General features: G+C 66.7%; 21 protein-coding genes and 1 riboswitch. Of the genes, 7 read left to right on the forward strand and 14 right to left on the reverse strand.

All coding sequences use genetic code 11. The annotated features are described in order from the left end of the window. Window positions 1-11 precede the first annotated feature (11 nt). A complete protein-coding gene (locus tag WDLP6_RS11215) occupies window positions 12-797 on the reverse strand; it encodes a sulfurtransferase (RefSeq protein WP_162567144.1) in 786 nt (261 codons plus the stop codon). Window positions 798-858: 61 nt separating this feature from the next. Here WDLP6_RS11215 and dnaE point away from each other — a divergent pair, with 61 nt between their 5' ends. Then, window positions 859-4359: a DNA polymerase III subunit alpha gene (gene dnaE, locus WDLP6_RS11220; RefSeq protein ID WP_162592403.1), complete on the forward strand. Its 3501-nt coding sequence runs from the start codon at window positions 859-861 to the stop codon at window positions 4357-4359. 16 nt (window positions 4360-4375) lie between these two features. Here the strand turns inward: dnaE and tolA are convergent, their stop codons facing one another. The 10 genes from tolA to ribD all read right to left on the reverse strand — a co-directional run bounded on the left by tolA (window position 4376) and on the right by ribD (window position 12259). Continuing rightward, the gene (gene tolA, locus WDLP6_RS11225; protein WP_162592404.1) at window positions 4376-5359 is read right to left on the reverse strand and encodes a cell envelope integrity protein TolA; all 984 of its coding nucleotides are present in this window, start codon (window positions 5357-5359) and stop codon (window positions 4376-4378) included. Between the two features lie 3 nt (window positions 5360-5362). Then, window positions 5363-5800 carry an ExbD/TolR family protein gene (locus WDLP6_RS11230; RefSeq protein ID WP_162592405.1) on the reverse strand — a complete coding sequence of 146 codons (438 nt, stop codon included), beginning with the start codon at window positions 5798-5800 and terminating at the stop codon, window positions 5363-5365. A gap of 16 nt (window positions 5801-5816) precedes the next feature. Next, window positions 5817-6530 (reverse strand): protein TolQ, encoded by a 714-nt coding sequence (gene tolQ, locus WDLP6_RS11235; protein ID WP_162567148.1) that lies wholly within the window; start codon window positions 6528-6530, stop codon window positions 5817-5819. After that, a complete protein-coding gene (locus WDLP6_RS11240; protein ID WP_162592406.1) occupies window positions 6527-6991 on the reverse strand; it encodes a YbgC/FadM family acyl-CoA thioesterase in 465 nt (154 codons plus the stop codon). Before WDLP6_RS11240 ends, tolQ begins: the two co-directional genes overlap by 4 nt. A gap of 73 nt (window positions 6992-7064) precedes the next feature. After that, window positions 7065-8264: a pyridoxal phosphate-dependent aminotransferase gene (locus WDLP6_RS11245; RefSeq protein WP_162592407.1), complete on the reverse strand. Its 1200-nt coding sequence runs from the start codon at window positions 8262-8264 to the stop codon at window positions 7065-7067. Continuing rightward, window positions 8261-8797 carry a transcription antitermination factor NusB gene (nusB, locus tag WDLP6_RS11250; protein WP_162592408.1) on the reverse strand — a complete coding sequence of 179 codons (537 nt, stop codon included), beginning with the start codon at window positions 8795-8797 and terminating at the stop codon, window positions 8261-8263. The genes WDLP6_RS11245 and nusB overlap by 4 nt, the downstream gene beginning before the upstream one ends. Continuing rightward, entirely contained in the window at window positions 8794-9258 is a 465-nt protein-coding gene (ribH, locus tag WDLP6_RS11255; RefSeq protein WP_162592409.1) for a 6,7-dimethyl-8-ribityllumazine synthase, read from the reverse strand. Before ribH ends, nusB begins: the two co-directional genes overlap by 4 nt. A gap of 28 nt (window positions 9259-9286) precedes the next feature. Beyond that, entirely contained in the window at window positions 9287-10447 is a 1161-nt protein-coding gene (gene ribBA, locus WDLP6_RS11260) for a bifunctional 3,4-dihydroxy-2-butanone-4-phosphate synthase/GTP cyclohydrolase II (RefSeq protein WP_162592410.1), read from the reverse strand. Next, window positions 10444-11097: a riboflavin synthase gene (locus WDLP6_RS11265; RefSeq protein WP_162592411.1), complete on the reverse strand. Its 654-nt coding sequence runs from the start codon at window positions 11095-11097 to the stop codon at window positions 10444-10446. Before WDLP6_RS11265 ends, ribBA begins: the two co-directional genes overlap by 4 nt. Before the next feature lie 43 nt (window positions 11098-11140). Beyond that, entirely contained in the window at window positions 11141-12259 is a 1119-nt protein-coding gene (gene ribD / locus WDLP6_RS11270; RefSeq protein ID WP_162592412.1) for a bifunctional diaminohydroxyphosphoribosylaminopyrimidine deaminase/5-amino-6-(5-phosphoribosylamino)uracil reductase RibD, read from the reverse strand. A 209-nt stretch (window positions 12260-12468) separates the two neighbouring features. On the opposite strand from ribD, the gene WDLP6_RS11275 reads away from it, so the two are divergent. Genes WDLP6_RS11275 through WDLP6_RS11300 form a run of 6 tightly spaced genes read left to right on the forward strand, consistent with a single transcriptional unit; the run spans window position 12469 to window position 19211 of the window. Further along, window positions 12469-13056, forward strand: a complete 588-nt coding sequence (locus WDLP6_RS11275; RefSeq protein ID WP_269475568.1) for a GspH/FimT family pseudopilin — start codon at window positions 12469-12471, stop codon at window positions 13054-13056. Further along, complete coding sequence (gene pilV / locus WDLP6_RS11280) at window positions 13053-13637, forward strand: type IV pilus modification protein PilV (RefSeq protein WP_162592413.1); 585 nt, start codon at window positions 13053-13055, stop codon at window positions 13635-13637. Before WDLP6_RS11275 ends, pilV begins: the two co-directional genes overlap by 4 nt. Window positions 13638-13693: 56 nt before the next feature. Further along, on the forward strand, window positions 13694-14584 hold the full coding sequence (locus tag WDLP6_RS11285; RefSeq protein WP_162567157.1) for a PilW family protein: 891 nt from the start codon (window positions 13694-13696) through the stop codon (window positions 14582-14584). Window positions 14585-14613: 29 nt separating this feature from the next. Then, window positions 14614-15144 (forward strand): pilus assembly PilX family protein, encoded by a 531-nt coding sequence (locus tag WDLP6_RS11290; protein ID WP_269475594.1) that lies wholly within the window; start codon window positions 14614-14616, stop codon window positions 15142-15144. 23 nt (window positions 15145-15167) lie between these two features. After that, window positions 15168-18734 carry a pilus assembly protein gene (locus tag WDLP6_RS11295; protein ID WP_162592414.1) on the forward strand — a complete coding sequence of 1189 codons (3567 nt, stop codon included), beginning with the start codon at window positions 15168-15170 and terminating at the stop codon, window positions 18732-18734. A 15-nt stretch (window positions 18735-18749) separates the two neighbouring features. Continuing rightward, entirely contained in the window at window positions 18750-19211 is a 462-nt protein-coding gene (locus WDLP6_RS11300; protein ID WP_162592415.1) for a type IV pilin protein, read from the forward strand. Here the strand turns inward: WDLP6_RS11300 and nrdR are convergent, their stop codons facing one another. The 3 genes from nrdR to WDLP6_RS11315 all read right to left on the reverse strand — a co-directional run bounded on the left by nrdR (window position 19212) and on the right by WDLP6_RS11315 (window position 21961). Further along, entirely contained in the window at window positions 19212-19655 is a 444-nt protein-coding gene (nrdR, locus tag WDLP6_RS11305; protein WP_162567161.1) for a transcriptional regulator NrdR, read from the reverse strand. Window positions 19656-19670: 15 nt separating this feature from the next. Further along, the gene (gene glyA, locus WDLP6_RS11310; protein ID WP_162592416.1) at window positions 19671-20915 is read right to left on the reverse strand and encodes a serine hydroxymethyltransferase; all 1245 of its coding nucleotides are present in this window, start codon (window positions 20913-20915) and stop codon (window positions 19671-19673) included. Between the two features lie 41 nt (window positions 20916-20956). Next, a riboswitch (ZMP/ZTP riboswitch) is annotated at window positions 20957-21083 on the reverse strand. A 38-nt stretch (window positions 21084-21121) separates the two neighbouring features. Then, a complete protein-coding gene (locus tag WDLP6_RS11315) occupies window positions 21122-21961 on the reverse strand; it encodes a lytic transglycosylase domain-containing protein (RefSeq protein ID WP_162567163.1) in 840 nt (279 codons plus the stop codon). Window positions 21962-22135 lie beyond the last annotated feature (174 nt).

Below are 22135 nucleotides of genomic sequence, written 5' to 3' on the forward strand. Positions count from 1 at the left end.
CGGCCTTCTTCTCAGCGCTTGCGCGCGAGGTCCGGATCCTCGGACGCGCGGGCGCTCGCATGCTTCGATCGCGCGCTCAGATCGGGCGCCAGCGTCTCGCGGCCATCGAAGACGAAGCACTCGCCGTGGTAGTGCGCGCCGCCGACCTGCTCGAAGTACTTGAGGATGCCGCCTTCGAGCTGCAGCACGTCCGCCACGCCTTCTTCGCGCATCAGGATGGCGGCCTTCTCGCAGCGGATGCCGCCGGTGCAGAAGCTCACCACCGTCTTGCCCGCGAGCGCCTCGCGATGCGCGCGCAGCGCCTTGGGAAACTCGGTGAACTTGCCGATGCGCCAGTCGATGGCGCCGTCGAAGCTGCCGTGGTCGACCTCGAAGGCGTTGCGCGTGTCGAGCAGCGCGATCGGCTTGCCGGCATCGTCATGGCCCTGGTCGAGCCAGCGCTTGAGCGTCGGCGCATCGATGCCGGGCGCGCGGCCGGCCGCGGGCTGGATCGCGGGATGGTCCATGCGGATGATCTCGCGTTTCAGCTTGACCAGCATGCGGCGGAAGGGCTGGGCTTCGGACCAGCTCCGCTTGGCCTCCAGGTCGGCGAAGCGCGCGTCGGCGCGCAGGCCATCGAGAAATGCGTCCACGGCATCGGCCGCGCCGGCCACGAACAGGTTGATGCCCTCGGGCGCGAGCAGCACGGTGCCCTTGAGGCCGAGTGCATGGGTGCTTGCGCGCAGCGTCTCGCGCACTGCCGCGCCGTCGTCGATCGGCACGAACTTGTAGGCGGCGATATTCAAAATCTCTTGCACGGGGCGCGATTGTAGGGATGGCCACATCACATCGTGGGGTGGCGCTTTCTACAATGGACCCATGTTCGTTCACCTGCGCCTGCACACCGAGTTCTCCGTCGTCGACGGCACCAACCGCATCGACGAAGTCGTCAAGGCCGCCGCGGCCGACGGCCAGCCTGCACTGGCCATCACCGACCTCAACAACCTCTTCGGCGCGGTCAAGTTCTACAAGGAGGCGCGCGGCAAGGGCGTCAAGCCCGTGCTGGGTGTCGAGGTCTTCCTCGAAGGGCTGGGCAGCGACATCGCGTCGTTGACGCGCATCGTGCTGCTGGTGCAGAACACCGAAGGCTATCTGCATCTGTCGGAACTGCTCGCACGCGCCTGGACCCAGAACGTCGGCCGGGGCCAGGCCCAGGCGGTGGTCAAGCTGGCCTGGCTCGAAGAACTGCAGGGGGGGCTGATCGCCCTGTCGGGCGCGCAGGCCGGACCGCTGGGCGCGGCACTGCTGCAAGGCCAGGCCGAACGCGCGGCGGAGATCGCGCTGCAGCTCGCGGGCCTGTTCCCGCATCGCTTCTACATCGAGTTGCAGCGCGCCGGCCGACCCGAGGACGAGCCGCACGTGCTCGCGGCCGTGCAACTGGCCGCGCGGCTCGGGCTGCCGGTGGTCGCCACGCACCCGGTGCAGTTCGCCACCGCCGAGGACTACGAGGCGCACGAGGCGCGCGTCTGCATCTCCGAAGGCGAGATCCTCGGCAACCCGCGCCGCGTGCGCAAGTTCACGCGCGAGCAGTACTTCAAGTCGTCGGCCGAGATGACGCAGCTCTTCGCCGACGTGCCGAGTGCGCTCGCCAACACGGTCGAGATCGCGCGCCGCTGCAACCTCACGCTGACGCTCGGCAAGCCGCAGCTGCCGAACTTCCCGACGCCCGACGGCATGCCGATCGAGGCCTATTTCCGCGTCGCTTCGTTCGAGGGGCTGGAAGAGCGGCTCGCGCATCTCTATCCCGATGCCGCCAAGCGCGATGCCGAGCGGCCTCGCTACGTCGAACGGCTCGAGTTCGAGATCAACACCATCCTCAAGATGGGCTTCCCGGGCTACTTCCTGATCGTCGGCGACTTCATCAACTGGGCCAAGAAGAACCGCTGCCCGGTCGGCCCGGGCCGCGGCTCGGGTGCGGGCTCGCTGGTGGCCTATGCGCTCAAGATCACCGATCTCGATCCGCTCGAATACAAGCTGCTGTTCGAACGCTTCCTGAATCCCGAGCGCGTCTCGATGCCCGACTTCGACATCGACTTCTGCCAGGGCAACCGCGACCGCGTGATCGACTACGTCAAGGACAAGTACGGCCGCGACGCCGTGAGCCAGATCGCGACCTTCGGCACCATGGCCGCGCGCGCCGCGATCCGCGACGTCGGCCGCGTGCTCGACATGAGCTACATGTTCTGCGACGGCATCAGCAAGCTCATTCCGAACAAGCCCGGCCAGCCGGTCACGATCCAGTATCCGCCGTCGCCCAAGCCCGAAGGCGACAAGAACAATTACGCGATCGAGATGGAGCCGCAACTCGCGGCCCGCATCGAGAAGGAAGAGGAAGTGCGCATGCTGGTCGAGCTGGCGCAGAAGCTCGAAGGCATGACGCGCAACATCGGCATGCATGCGGGCGGCGTGCTGATCGCGCCGGGCAAGCTCACCGACTTCTGTCCGCTCTACCAGCAGCCCGGCAGCGACTCGGCCGTGAGCCAGTACGACAAGGACGATGTCGAGGCGGTCGGGCTCGTCAAGTTCGACTTTCTGGGCCTGGCGACGCTGACCATCCTCGAGATCGCGAAGGACTTCATCGTCGCGCGCCACAAGGGCCAGGAGAACTTCGCCTACGAGAACATCCGGCTCGACGATTCGCCCACCTACAAGCTGTTTGCCGAAGGCAAGACCGAGGCGGTGTTCCAGTTCGAATCGCGCGGCATGCAGGGCATGCTCAAGGATGCGCGGCCGACGCGGCTGGAAGACCTGATCGCGCTCAACGCGCTGTACCGCCCGGGTCCGATGGACCTGATCCCGAGCTTCGTCGCGCGCAAGCACGGGCGCGAGCCGGTCGAGTATCCGCATCCGCTGGTGGAGGAGATGCTGTCGGAAACCTACGGCATCATGGTCTACCAGGAACAGGTGATGCAGACGGCGCAGATCCTGGGCGGCTACTCGCTCGGCGGCGCCGACCTGCTGCGCCGCGCGATGGGCAAGAAGAAGGCCGAGGAGATGGCCGAGCACCGCGAGATCTTCCGCGCCGGTGCGGCCAAGAACCACATCGACCAGCCCAAGGCCGACGAGATCTTCGACCTGATGGAGAAGTTCGCGGGCTACGGCTTCAACAAGTCGCACGCGGCCGCTTATTCGCTCCTGGCCTATCACACGGGCTGGCTCAAGGTCCACTACACGGCCGAGTTCTACTGCGCCAACATGACGGTGGAAATGGACGACACCGACAAGCTGAAGGTGTTGTTCGAGGACGCGCAGAAGAATTTCGGCATGACCTTCGAGCCGCCGGATGTCAATCGCGGCCACCATCGCTTCGAGCCGGTCACCGACAAGGTGATCCGCTACGGCCTCGGCGCGGTCAAGGGCACGGGCCAGCTCGCGGTCGAGGCGATCGTCAAGGCGCGGGAAGAGGGTGGTCCGTTCCAGAGCCTGTTCGATTTCTGCGTGCGCGTGGACCGCCAGCGCATCAACAAGCGCACGGTCGAGGCGCTGATCAAGGCCGGCGCCTTCGATTCGCTGCAGCAGAACCGCGCCGCGCTGGTCGCCTCGCTCGACCGCGCCTTCGAGTTCGCCAGCGCGACCGAAGCCAATGCGGCACAGGTCGACATCTTCGGCGACAGCGAGCACGGCAGCGCGACGGCCGAGCCCGACCTGATCGATGCCACGCCCTGGGGCGTGAAGGAACGCCTGACCTACGAGAAGACGGCGATCGGCTTCTACCTGTCGGGGCACCTGTTCGATGAGGTCGCGCACGAGGTGCGGCGCTTCTGCAAGCGCGAGATCGACGAGCTCATGGACAGCCGCGAGCAGCAGGTCATCGCGGGCATCGTGAGCGACTTCCGCGTCATCAACGGCCAGCGCGGCCGGCTCGCGATCTTCAAGCTCGACGACAAGTCGGGCGCGATCGATGCGACGGCCGACGAGGCGCTCTTCAACGCCAACCGCAACGTGCTGAAGGACGACGAACTGGTGATCGTGAGCGGCCGGCTGCAGCCTGGCCGCGGCGGCTTCGAGGCGCGCTTCCAGGTTCAGCAGGTGTGGGACCTGGCGACGGCGCGCTGCCGCTTCGGCAAGTTCCTGCGCGTGGCGGTCAACGGCAAGGCGCCGGACATCGCGCGGCTGGTGAAGGAGTTTCCGCCGCGCACCGAACAGAGCGAGCATGGCGAGCTGCTGCAAGGGCTCGGCGTGCGGCTGTCGATGGCGCGCGGCGGCGCGCAGGTCGAACTGCAGCTGGGCGAACGCGCGAAGTTCTTTCCGACCGATGCGGCGCTGGCGAGCTGGATGGCGCAGGCCGATGCGGGGCGTGCGGCGGTGGTCTACGAATAGCGGCTGAAGCGCTGCTTCAGCGCTTGGGCTTCAGCGTGACGATCAGCCGTGGCGGCACGGTGCCGTCGATGTCGCGCGGCAGCTTCTCCGTCTTCTCCAGGGCACGCAGCGCGGCTTCGTCCCAGGCGGGCAGGCCACTGGACTTGGTCAGCGTGGGCGTGCCGACGATGGTGCCATCGGGCGCCAGACGCACATCGAACTCCGCGCCCGGATTGCCGCTCACCAGATCGGCATCGGGGAACACCACGTTGGGCCGCACGGCCGCCGCGACCCGGCCGCCGTAGCTGCCCGACGGGCCCGAGGACTTCAGCGCCGTTCCCTTCGAGTTGTCGTCGCCGCTTGCGCCCGCGAGGCCCTGCATGCGCTTGAGCGTGGCTGCGCGGTCCGCCGCCAGCTGTGCCGCCTGCTTGGCGTCGGCCTCTTTCTTCTTCGCCGCTTCGGCCTGCTTGGCCGCGGCGTCCTGCTGCTTCTTCAGCTCGGCCTGCTTCTGCTGCTCTTCCTTCTTGCGCTCGGCCTCGTCCTCGGCGCGCTGCCTGGCTTCGGCGTCCTTCTTGTCCTGCGCGGCCTTCTTGGCGGCGTCGAGCTTCTTCTGCTGTTGCGCCTGCTGCTCGAGCTCGCGCTCCTTCTGCTCTTTCTGTTCCTTTTGCTTCTTCTCGCGCTCGAGGGCGATGTCGGGCGCGCGCGGCGCGGGCGTGGGCTCGGGCGGCTTCACGGCCTGCGGTGGTGGGGGAGGTGGCGGAGGCGGCGGTGGCGCGGGCCTCGGGGCCGGCGCAGGCGGCACGGGCGTCGGCGGCGCCGACAGCCGTGGCGCGGCCTGCTGCACGGTCGAAGACCACAGCTCGGCCTCGACCGCCTCGTCCTCCGCTTCGCGCTTCCAGTTCACGCCCCAGGTCAGCGCCGCGATCAGCAGCGCGTGCGCGATCAGCGCAAGCACCACGGCGCGCGGCGTGCCGCGCTGCGGCGGCGGTGCGAACTCGGGGCGGTCGGCGGCGAGCGACATGCCTTACCTGGCGCCGGTGGTCGTGACCGACAGCCCGACGCGGTCGACGCCGCTGCGCTTGAGCTGGTTCATCGCCTTGACCACGGTTTCGTACTTGACGGACTTGTCGGCACTGATGATCACCGGGCGCTGGTCGTCGCCGCCCTGCGCGGTCTTGGCGGCCGAGCCGATCTGCGTCATCGGAATGGAAATGCCGCCGCTGCCCATCGACGGATCCTTCTTGATCTGCACTTCGTCGTCGCTCTTGATGACGATCTCGATCGGCTTGTCGGGCTGCTTGTTGGCGCGGTCGACGCTCGGCAGGTTGATCACGCTCGGCGTGATCAGCGGCGCCGTGACCATGAAAATGATCAAGAGCACCAGCATCACGTCGATGAACGGGACCATGTTGATCTCGTTGATCGTGCGGCGGCCTCGGCCGCGGGAGGACATGGCGGGCATGGTGCGGTACTCCGCCTCAGCGCCCGGTGGCCGGCGTGACCGAGGCCGGGTTGACGTGCGCCGTCAGGTTGCGCTGCAGGATGTTCGAGAACTCTTCGATGAAGGTCTCGAGCGCGATCGCGATCTTGTCGATCTCGCGTGCGAAGCGGTTGTAGGCCACCACGGCCGGAATGGCTGCGAACAGGCCGATGGCGGTGGCGACCAGGGCCTCGGCGATGCCGGGCGCCACGGTCGAGAGCGTGACCTGCGCGAGCGCCGCCAGGCCGGTGAAGGCATGCATGATCCCCCACACGGTGCCGAACAGGCCGACATAGGGCGAGACCGAGCCGACGGTGGCCAGGAAGGAGAGGTTCTGCTCGATCGCGTCGAGTTCGCGCTGGAAGCTCGCCCGCATCGCGCGGCGCGCGCCGTCGAGCAGGGTGCCGGCATCGCTGACGTGGCGTTCGCGCAGCTTCTGGTATTCGCGCATGCCGGAAGCGAAGATGCGCTCCATCGGGCCGGCGAACTTGGCGTTCTGCGCGGCGGACGCGAAGAGTTCGTTCAGGCTGGTGCCGGACCAGAACTCGCGCTCGAAGTCGTCGTTGAGCGCGCGCGTGCGCTTGAGCGAGAAGAACTTGCGGAAGATGGCAGCCCAGCTGGCAACCGACACGATGAGCAGCAGCGCCACCACAAACTGCACCGGAAGACTGGCATGGACCAGGAGATTGAGGATCGACAGTTCTTGATTCATGGCTGATGAGGTTGAGACATGGAGCCCGCATAGCGCTCGAGGGTTCCCGAAACTTGCCGCGGCATACGCGAAGGTCGGAGCGTGACGGCATCGACCCAGCCGATCCGGATCGTGCCCTCGCACAGCAGCAAGGGCTCGGGCGAAACGCCCTCGGCACGGCCTTGCTCTGATTTTGATAGCACGCGTTGACCGATTATCAGCGACGCGGAGCCGATCTCCCGCAGATCGGCTGTAACCAGCAGTTCGTCGTCGAGCCGCGCCGGGCGATGGTACTTGAGCTGCGTCTCGCTGACCACGAAGATGCCGCCACTTTCCTCGCGCAGCCGGCCCTGGGCGACGCCCAGCGAACGAAGCCATTCGGTGCGCGCGCGCTCCATGAACTTCAGGTAGTTGGCATAGAACACGATGCCGCCGGCATCGGTGTCTTCCCAGTAGACGCGGATGGGAAAGACAAAAGTCATGGGTGCACCCTTGACGCTTCGCGCCTTCCCGCCAAGCGGGAGCGAGCTTGCCTGGGGCGGCCCGGCGCTGCGCTCATGCGGCGATGGCCGCACTGGCCCATGCGCGCAGCCGCGCGACCGATTCCTCGAGATGGGCCATCGAGCTGGCCGTCGAGAAGCGAACGAAGCGGCCGGTCTGGTCGGTGCCGAAGTCGCGGCCGGGCGTGATGGCGACATGCGCCTGCTTCATGGCCTCGAAGGCGAAATCCCAGCTGCCGGAAATGCCGAGCTTCTCGCCGAAGGCCGAGCAATCGGCCCAGGCATAGAAGGCGCCGTCGGGCACCACCGGCACCTTGAGGCCCAGCGCATCGAGCTGCGGAATGAACCAGTCGCGCCGGGCCTTGAACTCGGCGCGGCGTCGTTCGTATTCGGTGATGCTGTCGGCCTCGAAGCAGGCCAGTGCCGCATGCTGCGAGACGGTGCTGGCGCAGATGAAGAGGTTCTGCGCCAGCCGCTCGATCGCCGGCACGAGAACGTCGGGCACCACCAGCCAGCCGAGGCGCCAGCCGGTCATGTTGAAGTACTTGCTGAAGCTGTTGATGCTGATGACCTGGTCGTCGATGGCGAGCGCGGTCTGGCCATAGGTGGCGTCGTACGAGAGGCCAAGGTAGATCTCGTCGATCAGCGTGATGCCGCCGCGCCGCGTGACGACGTCGTGGATGCGGCGCAGTTCGTCGGGCGCGATCGAGGTGCCGGTCGGGTTGGACGGCGAGGCCAGCAGCACGCCGCGCGTGTGCGGGGTCCAGGCGGCTTCGACTTTCGCGGCGCTGAGCTGGAAGCGTTCGGCCGCGGTGGTCGGGATGAGCACGGCGCGGCCGTCGGCCGCGGTGACGAAATGGCGGTTGCAGGGATAGCTCGGATCGGGCAGCAGCACTTCGTCGCCGGCCTCGATCAGCGCGAGGCAGGCCAGCTGCAGCGCGGCCGATGCGCCGGCCGTGATGACGATGCGACGCGCCGGCACGTCGACGCCGAAGCGCTCGGCATACCAGCCGCTGATGCGCTCTCGCAGGCGGTCGAGTCCCGTGGCCTGCGTGTACTGCGTCGCGCCGGCGCGCACGGCCCGTGCGGCGGCTTCCTGCACCAGCGGCGGCGCGGTGAAATCGGGCTCGCCGATGTTGAGGAAGATCATCGGCCGCTCGGTGTGCGCCACCTCGCATGCCAGCGTGGCGGCGGCCTTGGCGACCTCCATCACATAGAAAGGCTCGATGCGCTCGGCGCGCTTCGAAATCCTCACGGCCGGGCCTTTCCGCTGGCGCGGTCGGCTTCGACCTCGGCCGGCCGCAGCTGCGGCGCGAGCCCGTTGAGCACCGCATTCACGTACTTGTGGCCGTCGGTGCCGCCGAATTCCTTCGCGAGTTCGATGCACTCGTTGAGCACCACGCGCCATGGCACGTCGAGGCAGTGCTGGAATTCGTAGACGCCGATCCACATCACCGCGTGCTCGATCGGCGAGATCTCCTCGAGCTTGCGGTCGAGCAGCGGCACGATGAGCGCGTCGAGCCGATCAGCGCCTTCGATCGATCCGTGCAGCAGCGCGTCATAGTGCGCCGCATCGGCCTTGTGGAAGCCAGCGAGGTCGCGCGTGAACTCGTCGATCGCCGCGGCCTCGTTGCGTCCGACGAGGTGCTGGTAGAGCGCCTGCAGCGCGAACTCGCGGGCGCGGCTGCGGTTCGACTTGGCGGAGGCCTTGCGCGCGCCGGTGCTGGTGAGGCCGGTGCGCGACTGGCGCGGCTTGCCGTTGTTCTCGGCCTTGGTGGATTCGGTCATGAAAAGGTGGCGAGCAGTTGCGCCATCTCGACAGCGACGCGTGCCGCGTCGCGGCCCTTGTCGGTCTGCCGGGCGATCGCCTGTTCGAGGTTCTCGGTGGTGAGGATCGCGTTGGCGATCGGGAGGCGATGGTCGAGCGCGACGCGGCTCACGCTGGCGCCCGATTCGTTGGCCACCAGTTCGAAGTGATAGGTTTCTCCGCGGATGATGCAACCCAGCGCGATCAGCGCGTGATAGCGCCCGCGCCGGGCCAGCGCCTGCAAGGCGACCGGCACTTCGAGTGCGCCGGGCACGCTGAAGTGGTCGATGTCGTCATCGGCCACGCCCAGCGCGGCGAGTTCGCTGCGGCAGGCCTTCGCCAGCGCATCGGTGATGTCTTCATTGAAGCGCGCCTGCACGATGCCGATGCGCAGGCCCTTGCCGTCGAGCGGCGCACCGGTGCCCTTGTTCGCGTGTTGCATCAGCGGATCCGCCTTGCGAGTCGCGTCTTCATTTTTCTTCCTTGGTGATGTAGCCGGCGATCTCCATGCCGTACCCGGCCGCCATGCTGGGCATGCGGCGCGGCGTGCCGAGCAGGTTCATGGTGTGAACGCCGCATTCGCGCAGGATCTGCGCGCCGATGCCGTAGCTGCGCAGGTCCATGCGGCCGCGCTCCGGCGCCTGGGCGGGGCGCGCGGTGCCGTCGAATTGCGACAGCAGTTCAGCGCCCGTCTCGCCGCAGTTGAGCAGCACGGCGACGCCCTTGCCCTGGGCCGCGATGTGGGCCAGGCTGGCATCGAGGCTCCACGAGTGCAGCGAGCGGTTGACTTCGAGCACGTCGAGCACGGAGAGCGGTTCGTGCACCCGCACGTCCACCGTGTCGCCCGCATCCCATCGGCCGCGCACCAGCGCCAGGTGCACGCCCTTGCTCGGCTTGTCGCGGAAGGCATGGGCGGTGAAGTTGCCCCAGGCCGTGTGGATCTCGCGGCAGCCGACCTTCTCGATCAGCGATTCGTTGCGGCTGCGGTGCTCGATGAGCGCGGCGATGGTGCCGACCTTGAGGCCATGCTCGGCCGCGAACACCTGCAGATCGGGCAGCCGGGCCATGGTGCCGTCCTCGTTCATCACCTCGCAGATCACCGCGGCGGGCGAGCAGCCGGCCATCGAGGCGAGGTCGCAGCCGGCCTCGGTATGGCCCGCGCGCATCAGCACGCCGCCGTCGACCGCCTGCAACGGAAAGATGTGGCCGGGCTGGACCAGATCGGCCGCGACGGCGTCGCGCGCGACCGCGGCCTGCACGGTGCGGGCGCGGTCGGCCGCCGAGATGCCGGTGGTCACGCCCTCGGCGGCTTCGATCGAGACGGTGAACGCGGTGGCGTGCTTGGCGCCGTTGCGCGCCACCATCGGCGGCAGCTGCAGCCGCTCGCACATCTCGCGCGAGAGCGTCAGGCAGATCAGGCCGCGCGCATGGCGGGCCATGAAGTTGATCGCTTCGGGCGTCACGTGGTCCGCGGCGATGACGATGTCGCCTTCGTTCTCGCGGTCTTCCTCGTCGACCAGGATCACCATGCGGCCGGCGCGCATCTCGGCCACGATCTCTTCGACCGGGGAGATCGGCGCGGGCGCCGGGCCGCTGCGGGAGGCCGCGATCGGCGTGACGGATGCGTTCATGGGCTGCTGTCTTTCTGTGCGGAGGGAAGGGCGCCGGCCTGGAGCATGCGCTCCACGTAGCGGGCGACGGTGTCGATCTCGAGGTTGACGCGGCTGCCGGCCGTGAGGCTGCCGAGCGCCGTGTGGTCGACCGTGTGCGGGATCAGGTTGATGCTGATCTCGCTGCCGTCGGCGCGGTCGTTCACGGTATTGACGGTGAGGCTCACGCCATTGATGGTGATGGAGCCCTTGTACGCCAAGAAGCGAGCGAGCTCGGGCGGCGCCAGCACGCGCAATTCCCAGCTCTCGCCCACCGGGGCGAAATGGCTGATGGTGCCGATGCCGTCCACATGGCCGGACACGATGTGGCCGCCGAGCCGGTCGCTGGCGCGCAGCGCCTTTTCGAGGTTGACGCGTGTCGCCTCTTCGGCCAGGCCGGCGGTCTTGGCCAGCGATTCGGCCGAGATGTCGATGGTGAACAGCTGCTGCGCGGGATCGAGCGTGGTGACGGTCATGCAGGCGCCGTTGAGCGCAATGCTGTCGCCGAGGCCGACATCGTCGAGGTAGCCGACAGGCGTCGCGATGCTGAGCCGCTTGCCGTGGGACGAAGAGCTGCCGAGGTCGTGGACGGCGGCGATGCGCCCCACGCCGGTGATGATTCCGGTGAACATCGCCGCATTTTCGCAGAGAAGCGGCAGGGGGTCGGGGCCAACCCTAAAACAGGTCGCGGCCGGCCACGCGGGCGACGATGCGCAGGTCGGGGCCGAGCCTGTCGACCGACCTGAAATCGAGCGGCATGGCCGCCGAGAGCGCGGTCAGCGGGCCCGCCGCGTAGGGGTCGCTGGCCATGTCGAGGCCGCTGCCGATCAGCTTCGGTGCCAGATAGACCAGCAATTCGTCGACCAGCCCTTCGCGCAGCAGCGATCCGTTGAGCTTGTGGCCTGCCTCGACGTGCAACTCGTTGATTTCGCGGGCCGCCAGGTCTTTCAGCATGGCGGCGAGGTCCACCTTGCCCCGCGCATCGGGCAGGTAGCGCAGGGTCGCGCCGCGCGCTTCCAGGGCCGCTGCCCTGGCATCGTCTCGCACTGCGGCGTAGATCCAGACCGCGCGGCCCGCCATGAAGATGCGCGCCTCGGGCGGCGTTTGCAGCCGGCTGTCGACGACCACGAGGTGCGGCTGGCGCGGCGTCCCGACCAGGCGGACATCGAGGCGGGGGTCGTCCTCGATCACCGTGCCGACGCCCGTCAGCACTGCGCTGGCGCGCGCGCGCCATGCGTGGCCGTCGGTGCGCGCGGCCTCCGAGGTGATCCATTGGCTCACGCCGTTGTGAAGGCCGGTCCTGCCGTCCAGCGAAGCCGCGACCTTGAGCCGCACCCAGGGTGTCTTGCGGACCATGCGGCTGAAGAAGCCGAGATTGAGTTCGCGGACTTCCTCTGCGCCCGCGTCCAGTTCGACCTCGACGCCTGCGGCACGCAGGCGCTCGAAGCCCTGGCCCGCGACGAGAGGATTCGGATCGGGCATCGACGCGACGACCTTGCGAATGCCGGCGCGGATCAGCGCGTCGCAGCAAGGGCCGGTCCGGCCGTGGTGGGAACAAGGCTCCAGGGTCACGTAGGCCGTGGCTTGCGTTACGTCGCTGCCGCGGCTCGCGGCATCTCGCAGCGCCATGACCTCGGCATGCGGACCGCCCACCGGCTGCGTGCAGCCTTCGCCCAGGATCGCGCCGCTGGGGTCGACCAGCACGCAACCGACGCGCGGATTCGGGTCGGTATCCGTGCCCGCTTGTCGAGCAAGCGCCAACGCACGCGCCATGGGCAGGAAATTTCTATTCATATCTACGCGAATTGAATGACGAATTGGATTGCCGGTATGAGTCTGCAATTTGCGATATTTCGCGATATTTAAACGCCATCTGCCGTTAGTCCGGCAATTTGGCCCGTTGGTCGATTTGCCGATCGCTGCGAGACGTTATCCATAGAATTCGCCGAATTAAATCAGGGAGACAACTCCGCACGCGCTTTGCCGCATGTGGGTCATGCGACATGGAACGACCATTCTGCTCGGCTTTGGCCGGGGCGCGCCGAGGGATCGAAAGATGCCAGGGCTTCACGCTGATCGAAATGCTGGTGGTGTTCGCCATCTCCGCCATCCTGTTGACGCTGGCGGTGCCTTCGATGCGCAGTCTGATCGATCGCAACGGCGTCGCCAACAGCGTGAATGCGCTGATGTCGACGCTGAGTTTCGCGCGCGCCGAAGCCATGAAGCGCGGGATGGTGGTCAGCGTATGCCGTAGCGCCGACGTCGATACGGCGGCCATGCCGTCGTGCAGCGCAGGCTCGGACTGGGCATCGGGATGGATCGTGTTCGCCGACCTGAACGCAGACGGCGCGTTCGACGCGAACGGCGGCGACATGCTCCTGCGTTCCCAGGGGACGCTCGCGCGCAGCGGATCCATCACGCAGAACCTGAACGTGGACCTCCAGTTTTTGCCGACAGGGCTCATGCGAACCGGCGCTTCCAATTTCCTGTTCCGTCCGGGCACCGGCGGTTCCACTTTCATGCGCCTGATCTGCCTCGGCATCGTCGGCCGCGCGCGCCTGGTCAACGACACCGCCTCCTGCTCGACATGACCGCATTCGCCCCCCGTCGCCCGGTGCGGTGCGCCGCACAGGGCGGCTCGACGCTGCTGGAAGTGCTGATCGCGATGCTCGTCCTGTCGTTCGGGCTCCTGGGCCTGGCCGGACTGACCGCGGCTTCACTGCGCTACGTGAAGATGGCGCAGTTCCAATCGATCGGCGTGCAGCTTGCGGCCGAGTTGGGTGAGCGCATGCGCGGCAATGTCGACGGTTTCGAGGCCGGGAGCTACATCAAGACGGACGCCTATTCGACCGCTGCGGTGACGATCCCGGCCTGCGCCTCCTCGCCCTGCAGCGCGGCCGATCTCGCGGCCATCGACCTTGCACAGTGGGCGCAGGAATTGCGCCGGCGTCTGCCCGGCGGCGACGGGTTCGTGCAGCGCGATGCCGTCAACCCGTTGGCGACCGACATCTGGATCCTGTGGAGCGATCCCGACGCGACGGTGGGCGCGGCCGACGACGCCAAGGCCAGCCTTTCCGTGGCCGGCGCGAACGACTGTCCCGCGGTCGCCGTCACCGGCCTTGCGGCCGGCACGGTGAAGCCGCGCTGCATGTACTACCGGATCACGTTGTGAATACTGTGCCTCGTCGGCGGCTTCAGCGCCAGGGTGGGCGAACCCTGCTCGAATTGATGATCAGCATCGCCCTTGGGCTCGTCGTGCTCGGCGCGCTGTTCGCGATCTACATCTCGACCCAAGTCAGCAGCCGCCAGGCCACGTCGGTGGCACGGATGGACGAGGACGCGGCGGTCGCGCTCTCGGTTATCGGTTTGCAGTTGCGCATGGCTGGTTTCAGTATTCCGAGGGTCTTCGCCGCACCGGGCGCGGCGACGGTCAATGGTGCTTCGGTGCCGACGCCGGACCGCAACTTCTCCGGCGCCGGCGTGCGCGCGTGCGACCGCGGCTTCGTCGATCCGACGGTGGATTTCGATCTGCTCGCCTGCGCGCCGGGAAGCACCGGCGCCGCGGCCCTCGCCATCCGCTTCGAGGGCGCCGACCCCGATGACATTCCCAGCGTTCAGGCCCTGCTTCCGCCTGCCCGGGACTGCCTGAATCAGGCCGTCGGGGCGAACGCGACGGGAGCGCTCGGCGTTCCCTACACGCTCATCGAATCGAGATACCAGGTGCGCATCGGCGCCAGGACTGGAACGCCCGAGCTGTATTGCGGCGGGAACGGCAGCAAGATTGCCTATCAGTCCCAGGCCATCCTTCAGTACGTGGAGGACATGACGGTCGGCTTCGGCATCGCCGACGACGGGCAAAGCAAGGCGGTCGAGCGATATGTCGACGACGCGGCGAGCGTCGAGGCCCTGCCGGGCTCGGTCGACCAGCGATGGTCGCGCGTCGTGTCGGTCAAGCTGTGCATCGTGCTGCGCAGCGGCGATCCGAGCCCCGACGCCGCGGGCAGCTACCTGGATTGCCGTGGCAAGGTCGCGCCTTCTTCGGACCACCTGATTCGGCGTGCCTACAGCAGCGTGTTCACGCTGCGGAACCGGGGCGGCTTTGCCGCGACGGCGCCATGACCCGCGCAACGACCGACCGAGGCTCGCGCATGCAGCGCGGAGTGGTTCTGATCATGTCCCTGGTCCTGCTCATCATCATCTCGCTGGTCGCCGTGCTGGCGGTCCAGCGTGCCACGTCCGAAGAACAGGTCTCGAAGGCGTTGAGAACCAACACTGTCGCCTTCCAGGCGGCCGAGGCCGCATTGCGCTATTGCGAAGACCAGATGCTCAAGTCCGGCGGCGTGCAGAGTGGCACGACGATCGTGCCGCCCAACCCCGACCCGCTCGATGGCACGAAGCCTTCGCTCTGGGCCGATCGGGCAAATTGGGAGCCGTCGGCCAACAAGGCGATACAGGTCGATGCAGCTCAAATCAATTCCAGCGACGCCGCGGCACGGGCCTTGCCGATGTTGCCCAGATGCATGGTCGAAAGCACCTCGCTGCAAGGGGAGTCGGCCAGACGCCCGGCCTTTCTCATCACGGCCGTCGGCTTCAGCGCGGATTTCCACACGACGGCCGGAAAGCCCGACGCGGGGGGTGAAGTCTGGCTGCAGTCCCTGGTGACGCCGGGCGACAAGTGAGAGCGAAAGGAAGGGAGGAGCGCATGAAGAAAAAACGCATCGCATGGACCGTGGCGGCCGTCCTGGTGACAGTCCGTGCGGAGGCTGCGATCTCGCAACTGCCCTTGGTGACGACGAACGTCACGGTGCCACCGAATCTGATGTTCACGCTGGACGATTCCGGATCGATGGACTTCGAATGCTTTCCGGATTCGATGTGCACCACGCCGGACGGCGTCGTGTACGCAGGCGTCGTTCCATGGGGCTTTGGCATTTTCAAGAACGCGGTCATCACCTATGACGGCAGCAGCCTGCTGGCGCGGCAAGCCCGGTCGACCAGGAACCCGCTCTACTACAACCCGGCCGTGACGTACCGGCCATGGCTCAAGTCCGACGGCACGCGCTTTCCCACTTATCCCGCCAATGCCGCACCCGTGGACCCTCGGGCGCCCGCCACGACGGTCGACCTCACCGGGCTTCCGAAGCTGATGACTGCGCGATGGTGCTCCGACCTGGCGAACTGCGTCGACAGCGAGCGTTCCGCTCCCATCGCGCAGTACTACACCCTCAAGGCCGGCGCAAGCGGCGACCTGCTCAGCGACTACCGCCAGAACTTGATCACCAACCTTCCGGGGTGGCCACAAACCTTTCCCAAGAACCCGAATCGTGTGGATTGCGTGTCCCCGACGTTGTGCACCTACGCCGAGGAAATCCAGAACTTCACGAACTGGTTCGTCTATGCGCGTTCGCGCCTGCGGGTGGCCATCGGCGGGACGTCCGAAGCATTCGCCCTGGTGCCTCCGAGCTACCGTGTCGGCTACGGAACGATCAATGAAGTCCCCACGCTTGTCGATGGCGTCAACAACAACGCCGTTCGCATGGGAGTGCGCCCGTTCATCGGCACGCCCAAGGACAACTTCTATGCGCAGCTCCAGAGCGCGGGCACGCAACCGAACGGCACGCCGCTTCGCCGTGCGATGGACGACGTCGGGCAGTACTTTTCGCGAACCGATGCCCAGTCGCCCTGGGCGAGCGATCCGTCCGTCGGAGAAAGCCCCGCGAACCATCTGAGTTGCCGGCGCGCCTACCACGTGTTGATGACCGACGGCTTGTGGAACAGCACCGCCGCCCAGACTGCCGGCGCCAACGCTGATGCGGACAACACGGTGGGCCCGCTGATCACGAGTGCCGACGGCAAGACGAGCTACCAATACCATCCGGCGCCGCCTTACGCGGGTCCCGGCGAGTCTTCGCTTGCCGACGTGGCGATGTATTACTGGAATCACGATCTGCGCCCTGACCTGCCGAACGACATGCCGGTGACCGGAAGCGACCCGGCTTTCTGGCAGCACATGGTCAACTACACCATTGCCTTCGGTGTGAACGGCAAGCTGCGCAACCCCGAGGACTTGCCGGCCCTCCAGGCCGGGACCGCGAGTTGGGGCACCGTCGGCGACGACAGTTCGAAGGTGGACGATCTCTGGCACGCCGCCATCAACAGCCGGGGGATTGCCAGGAGCGCGTCCAGCATCACCGACTACACCGCGGCGCTGACTTCGATCATCCAGGACATCCAGACCCGTGACAGCAGCGAGGCCGGCGTGGCCTTATCGAGTCGAAGCTATTCCAGCTCGACGCTCGAATATGTTCCGAGCTATCGTGCGACCGACTGGAACGGCGACGTCCAGGCAGTGAAACTCACCGATGGCAGCAACGTCTGGCTGGCGTCGCAGCAGCTTCCCGCAGCGTCCGCCCGCAATATCTTCACCTTCACGAACACGGCGACCAAGGGCGTGCCCTTCACGCTCTCTGCGCTCGATGCGGCTGGCATGACCTCGCAGCTCGATGCGAGCAATGCGTCGGCGCTGATTCCCTACCTGCGCGGAGATCGCACGGGGGAGGGCACCACGTTCAGAAAGCGCACGGGCGCGATCGGGGACATCGTGAATTCCTCGCCGGCCCTGGTGAAGGATCTCTTCGACGGCCAGTACGACTTCCTTGCCACTTCGACGCCGGGGCAGTCCAGCTATCAGCGCTTCATCAACGCCAAGAAGTTTCGCGAGGCCCAACTGTTCGTCGGCGCCAACGACGGCATGCTCCATGCGTTCGATGCGACCGATGGCATCGAATCTTTCGCGTTCATGCCGCGTGCCGTGCTCGGCACCGTCAAGCAGCTGGCCGATCCTGCCTACGCGCATCGCTTTTTCGTCGATGGGCCGCTGACCGAGACCGACGTCTACGATGGTTCGGCCTCCAAGTGGCGCAACCTCGTTCTCGGCGCAGGGGGAGCCGGCGCCAAGAACCTGTTCGCGATCAATGTGCCGGTTGCGGCCTTTCCCGCGAAAGGCGACCCGGTGCCGTTGACGCGCGCCCAATCCACACCCGGCGGCAGCGACATCCTGTGGGAGATCGATGCCACGAACCCGTCTTTTTCCGAACTCGGCTACGTGTTGCAAGCGCCGGCCGCCGGCATCCTGAAGGATGGCCGCTGGGTCGTCGTGATCGGCAATGGCTATGAAAGCGCAACCGGCCGGGCGCAGCTGTACCTGATCGATGCCATCACCGGATCGCGCTTGGCGGTCCTGGACACGGGCGTCGGCTCGCTCGCGGCGCCCAACGGCCTGGGCGGCGTGACCCTCGTTCGCGACGGCACGCAGCGCGTCGTGGCCGCCTATGCCGGCGACCTGGCGGGCAATCTGTGGAAGTTCGACCTGTCATCTCCCACGCCTTCCGAGTGGCGGGTGGCGTTCGGCGGACTGCCGTTCTTCAAGGCGGCGAACCGCCAGGGCCAGCCCGAGCCGATCACTGCCGCGCCAGCCTTCACGCGCCATCCGCTGGGCGGGACGATGCTTTTCGTCGGCACCGGCAAGCTCCAGGATGCGGGTGACCAGGACGTCCTGGCCGAGCGCAGCATCTACGGCGTATGGGACACGGTCGCCATCGGAACGCCTTCGAGCAATAGCGGCGACAGGATCACCGACAACGCGAGTCTGGTGACGCAGACCCTCTCCAACCTGGCGGTCGGCGGCGCGACGGGGCGCTACTTCGCGATCAGCAACAACCCGGTCGACTATGGCTCCGGCGCCAATGCACAGAAACGCGGTTGGCAGGTCCATTTGACGATCGCCGCGGGGCTGCGGTCGATTTCTGCGCCGCAAGTCGATGGCGGCCGCGTGATCATCGACACCATGGTCCCGGCCGCCACGGGGAACGGATGCGCGCCGGCATCTTTGGGGTCCTACACCTTTGTCGTGGATCCGTTCAGCGGGGCTCCGGGCCTCCCAGGACCGACCTTCGACACCAGCGGCGACGGCAAGCTCGACGGCGCGGACGACGCGACAGCCGCCGTGACGCTTTTCTCTACCACCGGCAAGCGAACGATCCTCCACTATTCAGGCTCGCTGATCGGCCTCGAAGGCGCGGGTACGGTTCGCTCCGAGGGCAATGGCTCGAGCAACGCAGGATCTGGCCGCAGCGGCTCGAGCAGCGCCGGGCCTGGCGGCAACGGCTCGAACACGGCCGGTCGCACGACCGAGGAGCAGAAGACCCAATTGCTCAAATCGCCCACCGGGCGGCAATGGCGGCAGATCATCACGCCGCCGTCGTATTGAAGACGAGGCCGCACGATGAAAACGTCTTTCGCGTCCCGGCACCGCGCGCTCGGCTTCACCCTGATCGAAGTCATGATCGTGGTCGCCATCGTGGCCATCCTCGCATCGATCGCACTGCCGAGCTACCTCGAGTCCATACGCAAATCGAGGCGTGCGGAAGCTCGGGCGCAGTTGATGGAAGCCATGCAGTACATGCAGCGCTTCTACAGTCAGAATGACAATTTCAAGAGGGCCGTCGGTACGGAAGCCGACATGGTGCTGCCTGATGCCCTGATGGTCGTGCCCAGGCAAGGTGCGCAGACTTACACGATCGACTTCGTGACAGGCACTTTGCAGCCCGGTTCGTTCACGCTTGCGGCCATTCCTGCCGGCGCGATGAAGGGCGACCGCTGCGGCACCTTGCAAATCAACAGCGCCGGGCGCCGGACCATCGTCGACGCAAGGCCTGGCGTGACGGCCGACGACTGCTGGCGCTGATCAGATATCCCTGAGCAGTTGCCGGAACTCGTCCACGTCCTCGAAGCTGCGATACACGGATGCGAAGCGCACGTAGGCCACCTTGTCCATGCGCTTGAGTTCGCGCATGACAAGTTCGCCGACCTTGGTGGACTCGATTTCGCGCAGGCCGCTCGCCAGCAGCTTCTGTTCGATCCGCAGCAGCGCGATGTCGATCTGCTCGATGGTCACCGGTCGCTTGCGCAGCGCCAGCATCATCGATGCGCGCACCTTGCCCGTGTCGAAATCGGCACGGCTGCCGTCCTTCTTGACCACGACGGGGAAGTTCACGTCGGGCCGCTCGTAGGTTGTAAAGCGCTTGTCGCAGGCACCGCACTGCCGCCGGCGCCGCACGAAGTCGCCATCTTCCGAGACGCGGGTCTCGACGACCTGCGTTTCGAGGTGACCGCAAAAAGGGCATTTCATGCGGCCGTCGCCAAATCAGAAGTAGACGGGGAAGCGGCTCGTCAATGCGTGGACCTTGTCGCGCACGCCGGCGATGTTGGCTGCGTCGCGCGGGTTCTCCAGCACATCGGCGATCAGGTTCGCGGTGGCGCGCGCCTCTTCGTCCTTGAAGCCGCGGGTCGTCATCGCCGGGGTGCCGATGCGCACGCCGCTGGTGACCATCGGCTTTTCCGGATCGTTCGGGATCGCGTTCTTGTTGATCGTCATGTGGGCGCTGCCCAGTACGGCTTCGGCCTCCTTGCCGGTGATGCCCTTGGCGCGCAGGTCGACCAGCATGACATGGCTCTCGGTGCGGCCGCTCACGATGCGCAGGCCGCGTTCGGTGAGCGTCTCGGCGACGATCCGGGCGTTCTTGACCACCTGCTGCTGGTAGGCCTTGAATTCCGGCGAGAGCGCTTCCTTGAAGGCCACGGCCTTGGCCGCGATCACGTGCATCAGAGGGCCGCCTTGCAGGCCGGGGAAGATGGCGCTGTTGATCGCCTTCTCGTGTTGCGACTTCATCAGGATGATGCCCCCGCGCGGACCGCGCAGGCTCTTGTGGGTGGTCGAGGTCACCACGTCCGCATGCGGCACCGGATTGGGATATTCGCCCGCTGCGACCAGGCCTGCGTAGTGCGCGATGTCGACCATGAAGATCGCGCCGACGTCCCTGGCCACCTTGGCGAAGCGTTCGAAATCGATGCGCAGCGAATAGGCCGAGGCGCCCGCGATGATCAGCTTGGGCATGGCGTCACGGGCTTTGCGCTCCATCGCGTCGTAGTCGATCTCTTCCTTGGCGTCGAGACCATAGCTCACGACGTTGAACCATTTGCCGCTCATGTTGAGCGGCATGCCGTGCGTCAGGTGACCGCCCTCGGCCAGGCTCATGCCCATGATGGTGTCGCCGGGCTTCAGGAAGGCCAGCATCACGGCCTCGTTGGCCGAGGCGCCGCAATGCGCCTGGACGTTGGCGGCCTCGGCGCCGAACAGCTGCTTGACGCGGTCGATGGCCAACTGTTCGGCCACGTCGACGTGCTCGCAGCCGCCGTAGTAGCGCTTGCCCGGGTAGCCCTCGGCGTATTTGTTGGTGAGCTGGGAGCCCTGTGCGGCCATCACCGCCGGCGATGCGTAGTTTTCGCTCGCGATCAGCTCGATATGGTGTTCCTGCCTGGCGTTTTCGGCCTGGATGGCAGCCCAGATTTCGGGGTCGGTCTGTTCGACCAGGATGTTGCGGTTGTACATGGCAGTCCTTTGAGACGATGGTCCTTGTTCTTCAACCAAACAAGGGCTGCCCAGGCGAACGGCGGAACGCCTGCGCGGGATCGCGGGCGGCACGCTTCCCAGTGGTAGTCCACGTCAGCGCAATGCACCTGAAGAGGGTTGCGCCTATCGCCAGTCGCGTGCCGGCCGAGTGTAGCTGACGACAGTGGCCGCCGTCCCGAAAAGGCCTACAGATTCGACAGCAGCGCCACGTTCTGAGTGTTATTCGTCTCCGGCTTGGCGGGCGCCACCACCGGGAGCGGCTGCGTGCGCATGGCCGGCGGCGTCGGCACCGTCGAAGGCGCGCGGCCGTTGACGACCTGGCGCAGGCGCTCCTGCTCGGCGAGCACTTTGCCCGCATAGCCGCCGTCGTCCGTGAGGTTGGCGGCGCCGACGTAATACTTGAGACCCCCCTCGAGAGAGCCGGCGCGCGCGATGCATTCCTGCAGCACCTTGACCCCGACACGCATGTTGGTGACGGGATCGAAGGCGGTGAGCGTGCCGCCGGCACTTTCGTACTTGTCGCCGTGCACGCGGGTCATGACCTGCATCAGGCCCTGGGCCCCGACCTGGCTCTGTGCGAACGGATTGAAGCTGGATTCGACTGCCATGATGGCGAGGATCACCGTCGGATCGAGCTTCGTGCGCTTGCCGAGATCGAACGCCTCGGCCACCAGCACGCTCAGCGGTTCCACGGCCACCCGGTATTTCTTGCTCAGCCAATAGGCGACTGCGGCTTGCTGCCGGGGCAGGTCCAGCGGGCTGGCTGCCGTGGTCCGTTCGATGGCGGTGGGTTCGAGTTCGAGGGCGCTCGCCTCGGGTGCCGGCTTGCGAGACTGGAGCCAGCCCATCAATTGATCTTCGCTCGATTGACGCAGGTCGGGCCGCGCGACGAGCGCCAGGGCGGCGAACACGATCGCCAGGCCGACCAGGGCAAACCCGTTGTGGGTGATTTCAAAAAAGCCGTCAGCCACATCGGACGCAAAGGTCCGGAGCCCGCGGGCCATGGCTGCAAACGCCTGTTTCATCGCTCTTCCTTTCTGTGCGGCACCCAGTCACAAGGCCCGACGGGCGATGCTCAGAGGCGGCGGCGCTTGGATTGGTACGAATCAGGCCCCGCGCGGAAAGAAGGAGGAAATTTGGCGCGGCCGCCTGATCAAGCCGGTGGAATTCGGCAGCGGATTCGGTGAGGCCCGGCTGCG

Origin of the sequence: Variovorax sp. PBL-E5 (assembly GCF_901827185.1) — a bacterium.
Lineage (GTDB): Bacteria > Pseudomonadota > Gammaproteobacteria > Burkholderiales > Burkholderiaceae_C > Variovorax.

Coding starts and splice junctions, on each gene's coding strand:
- WDLP6_RS11285 (WP_162567157.1), top strand. CDS start 13,694: ATGATCAGCATCGCCCTTGGGCTCGTCGTGCTCGGCGCGCTGTTCGCG.
- WDLP6_RS11230 (WP_162592405.1), bottom strand. CDS start 5,800: ATGCCCGCCATGTCCTCCCGCGGCCGAGGCCGCCGCACGATCAACGAG.
- WDLP6_RS11240 (WP_162592406.1), bottom strand. CDS start 6,991: ATGACTTTTGTCTTTCCCATCCGCGTCTACTGGGAAGACACCGATGCC.
- tolQ (WP_162567148.1), bottom strand. CDS start 6,530: ATGAATCAAGAACTGTCGATCCTCAATCTCCTGGTCCATGCCAGTCTT.
- WDLP6_RS11275 (WP_269475568.1), top strand. CDS start 12,469: ATGGAACGACCATTCTGCTCGGCTTTGGCCGGGGCGCGCCGAGGGATC.
- nrdR (WP_162567161.1), bottom strand. CDS start 19,655: ATGAAATGCCCTTTTTGCGGTCACCTCGAAACGCAGGTCGTCGAGACC.
- glyA (WP_162592416.1), bottom strand. CDS start 20,915: ATGTACAACCGCAACATCCTGGTCGAACAGACCGACCCCGAAATCTGG.
- ribBA (WP_162592410.1), bottom strand. CDS start 10,447: ATGAACGCATCCGTCACGCCGATCGCGGCCTCCCGCAGCGGCCCGGCG.
- nusB (WP_162592408.1), bottom strand. CDS start 8,797: ATGACCGAATCCACCAAGGCCGAGAACAACGGCAAGCCGCGCCAGTCG.
- WDLP6_RS11265 (WP_162592411.1), bottom strand. CDS start 11,097: ATGTTCACCGGAATCATCACCGGCGTGGGGCGCATCGCCGCCGTCCAC.
- ribH (WP_162592409.1), bottom strand. CDS start 9,258: ATGCAACACGCGAACAAGGGCACCGGTGCGCCGCTCGACGGCAAGGGC.
- ribD (WP_162592412.1), bottom strand. CDS start 12,259: ATGAATAGAAATTTCCTGCCCATGGCGCGTGCGTTGGCGCTTGCTCGA.
- tolA (WP_162592404.1), bottom strand. CDS start 5,359: ATGTCGCTCGCCGCCGACCGCCCCGAGTTCGCACCGCCGCCGCAGCGC.
- WDLP6_RS11315 (WP_162567163.1), bottom strand. CDS start 21,961: ATGAAACAGGCGTTTGCAGCCATGGCCCGCGGGCTCCGGACCTTTGCG.
- WDLP6_RS11295 (WP_162592414.1), top strand. CDS start 15,168: ATGAAGAAAAAACGCATCGCATGGACCGTGGCGGCCGTCCTGGTGACA.
- pilV (WP_162592413.1), top strand. CDS start 13,053: ATGACCGCATTCGCCCCCCGTCGCCCGGTGCGGTGCGCCGCACAGGGC.
- WDLP6_RS11290 (WP_269475594.1), top strand. CDS start 14,614: ATGCAGCGCGGAGTGGTTCTGATCATGTCCCTGGTCCTGCTCATCATC.
- WDLP6_RS11300 (WP_162592415.1), top strand. CDS start 18,750: ATGAAAACGTCTTTCGCGTCCCGGCACCGCGCGCTCGGCTTCACCCTG.
- dnaE (WP_162592403.1), top strand. CDS start 859: ATGTTCGTTCACCTGCGCCTGCACACCGAGTTCTCCGTCGTCGACGGC.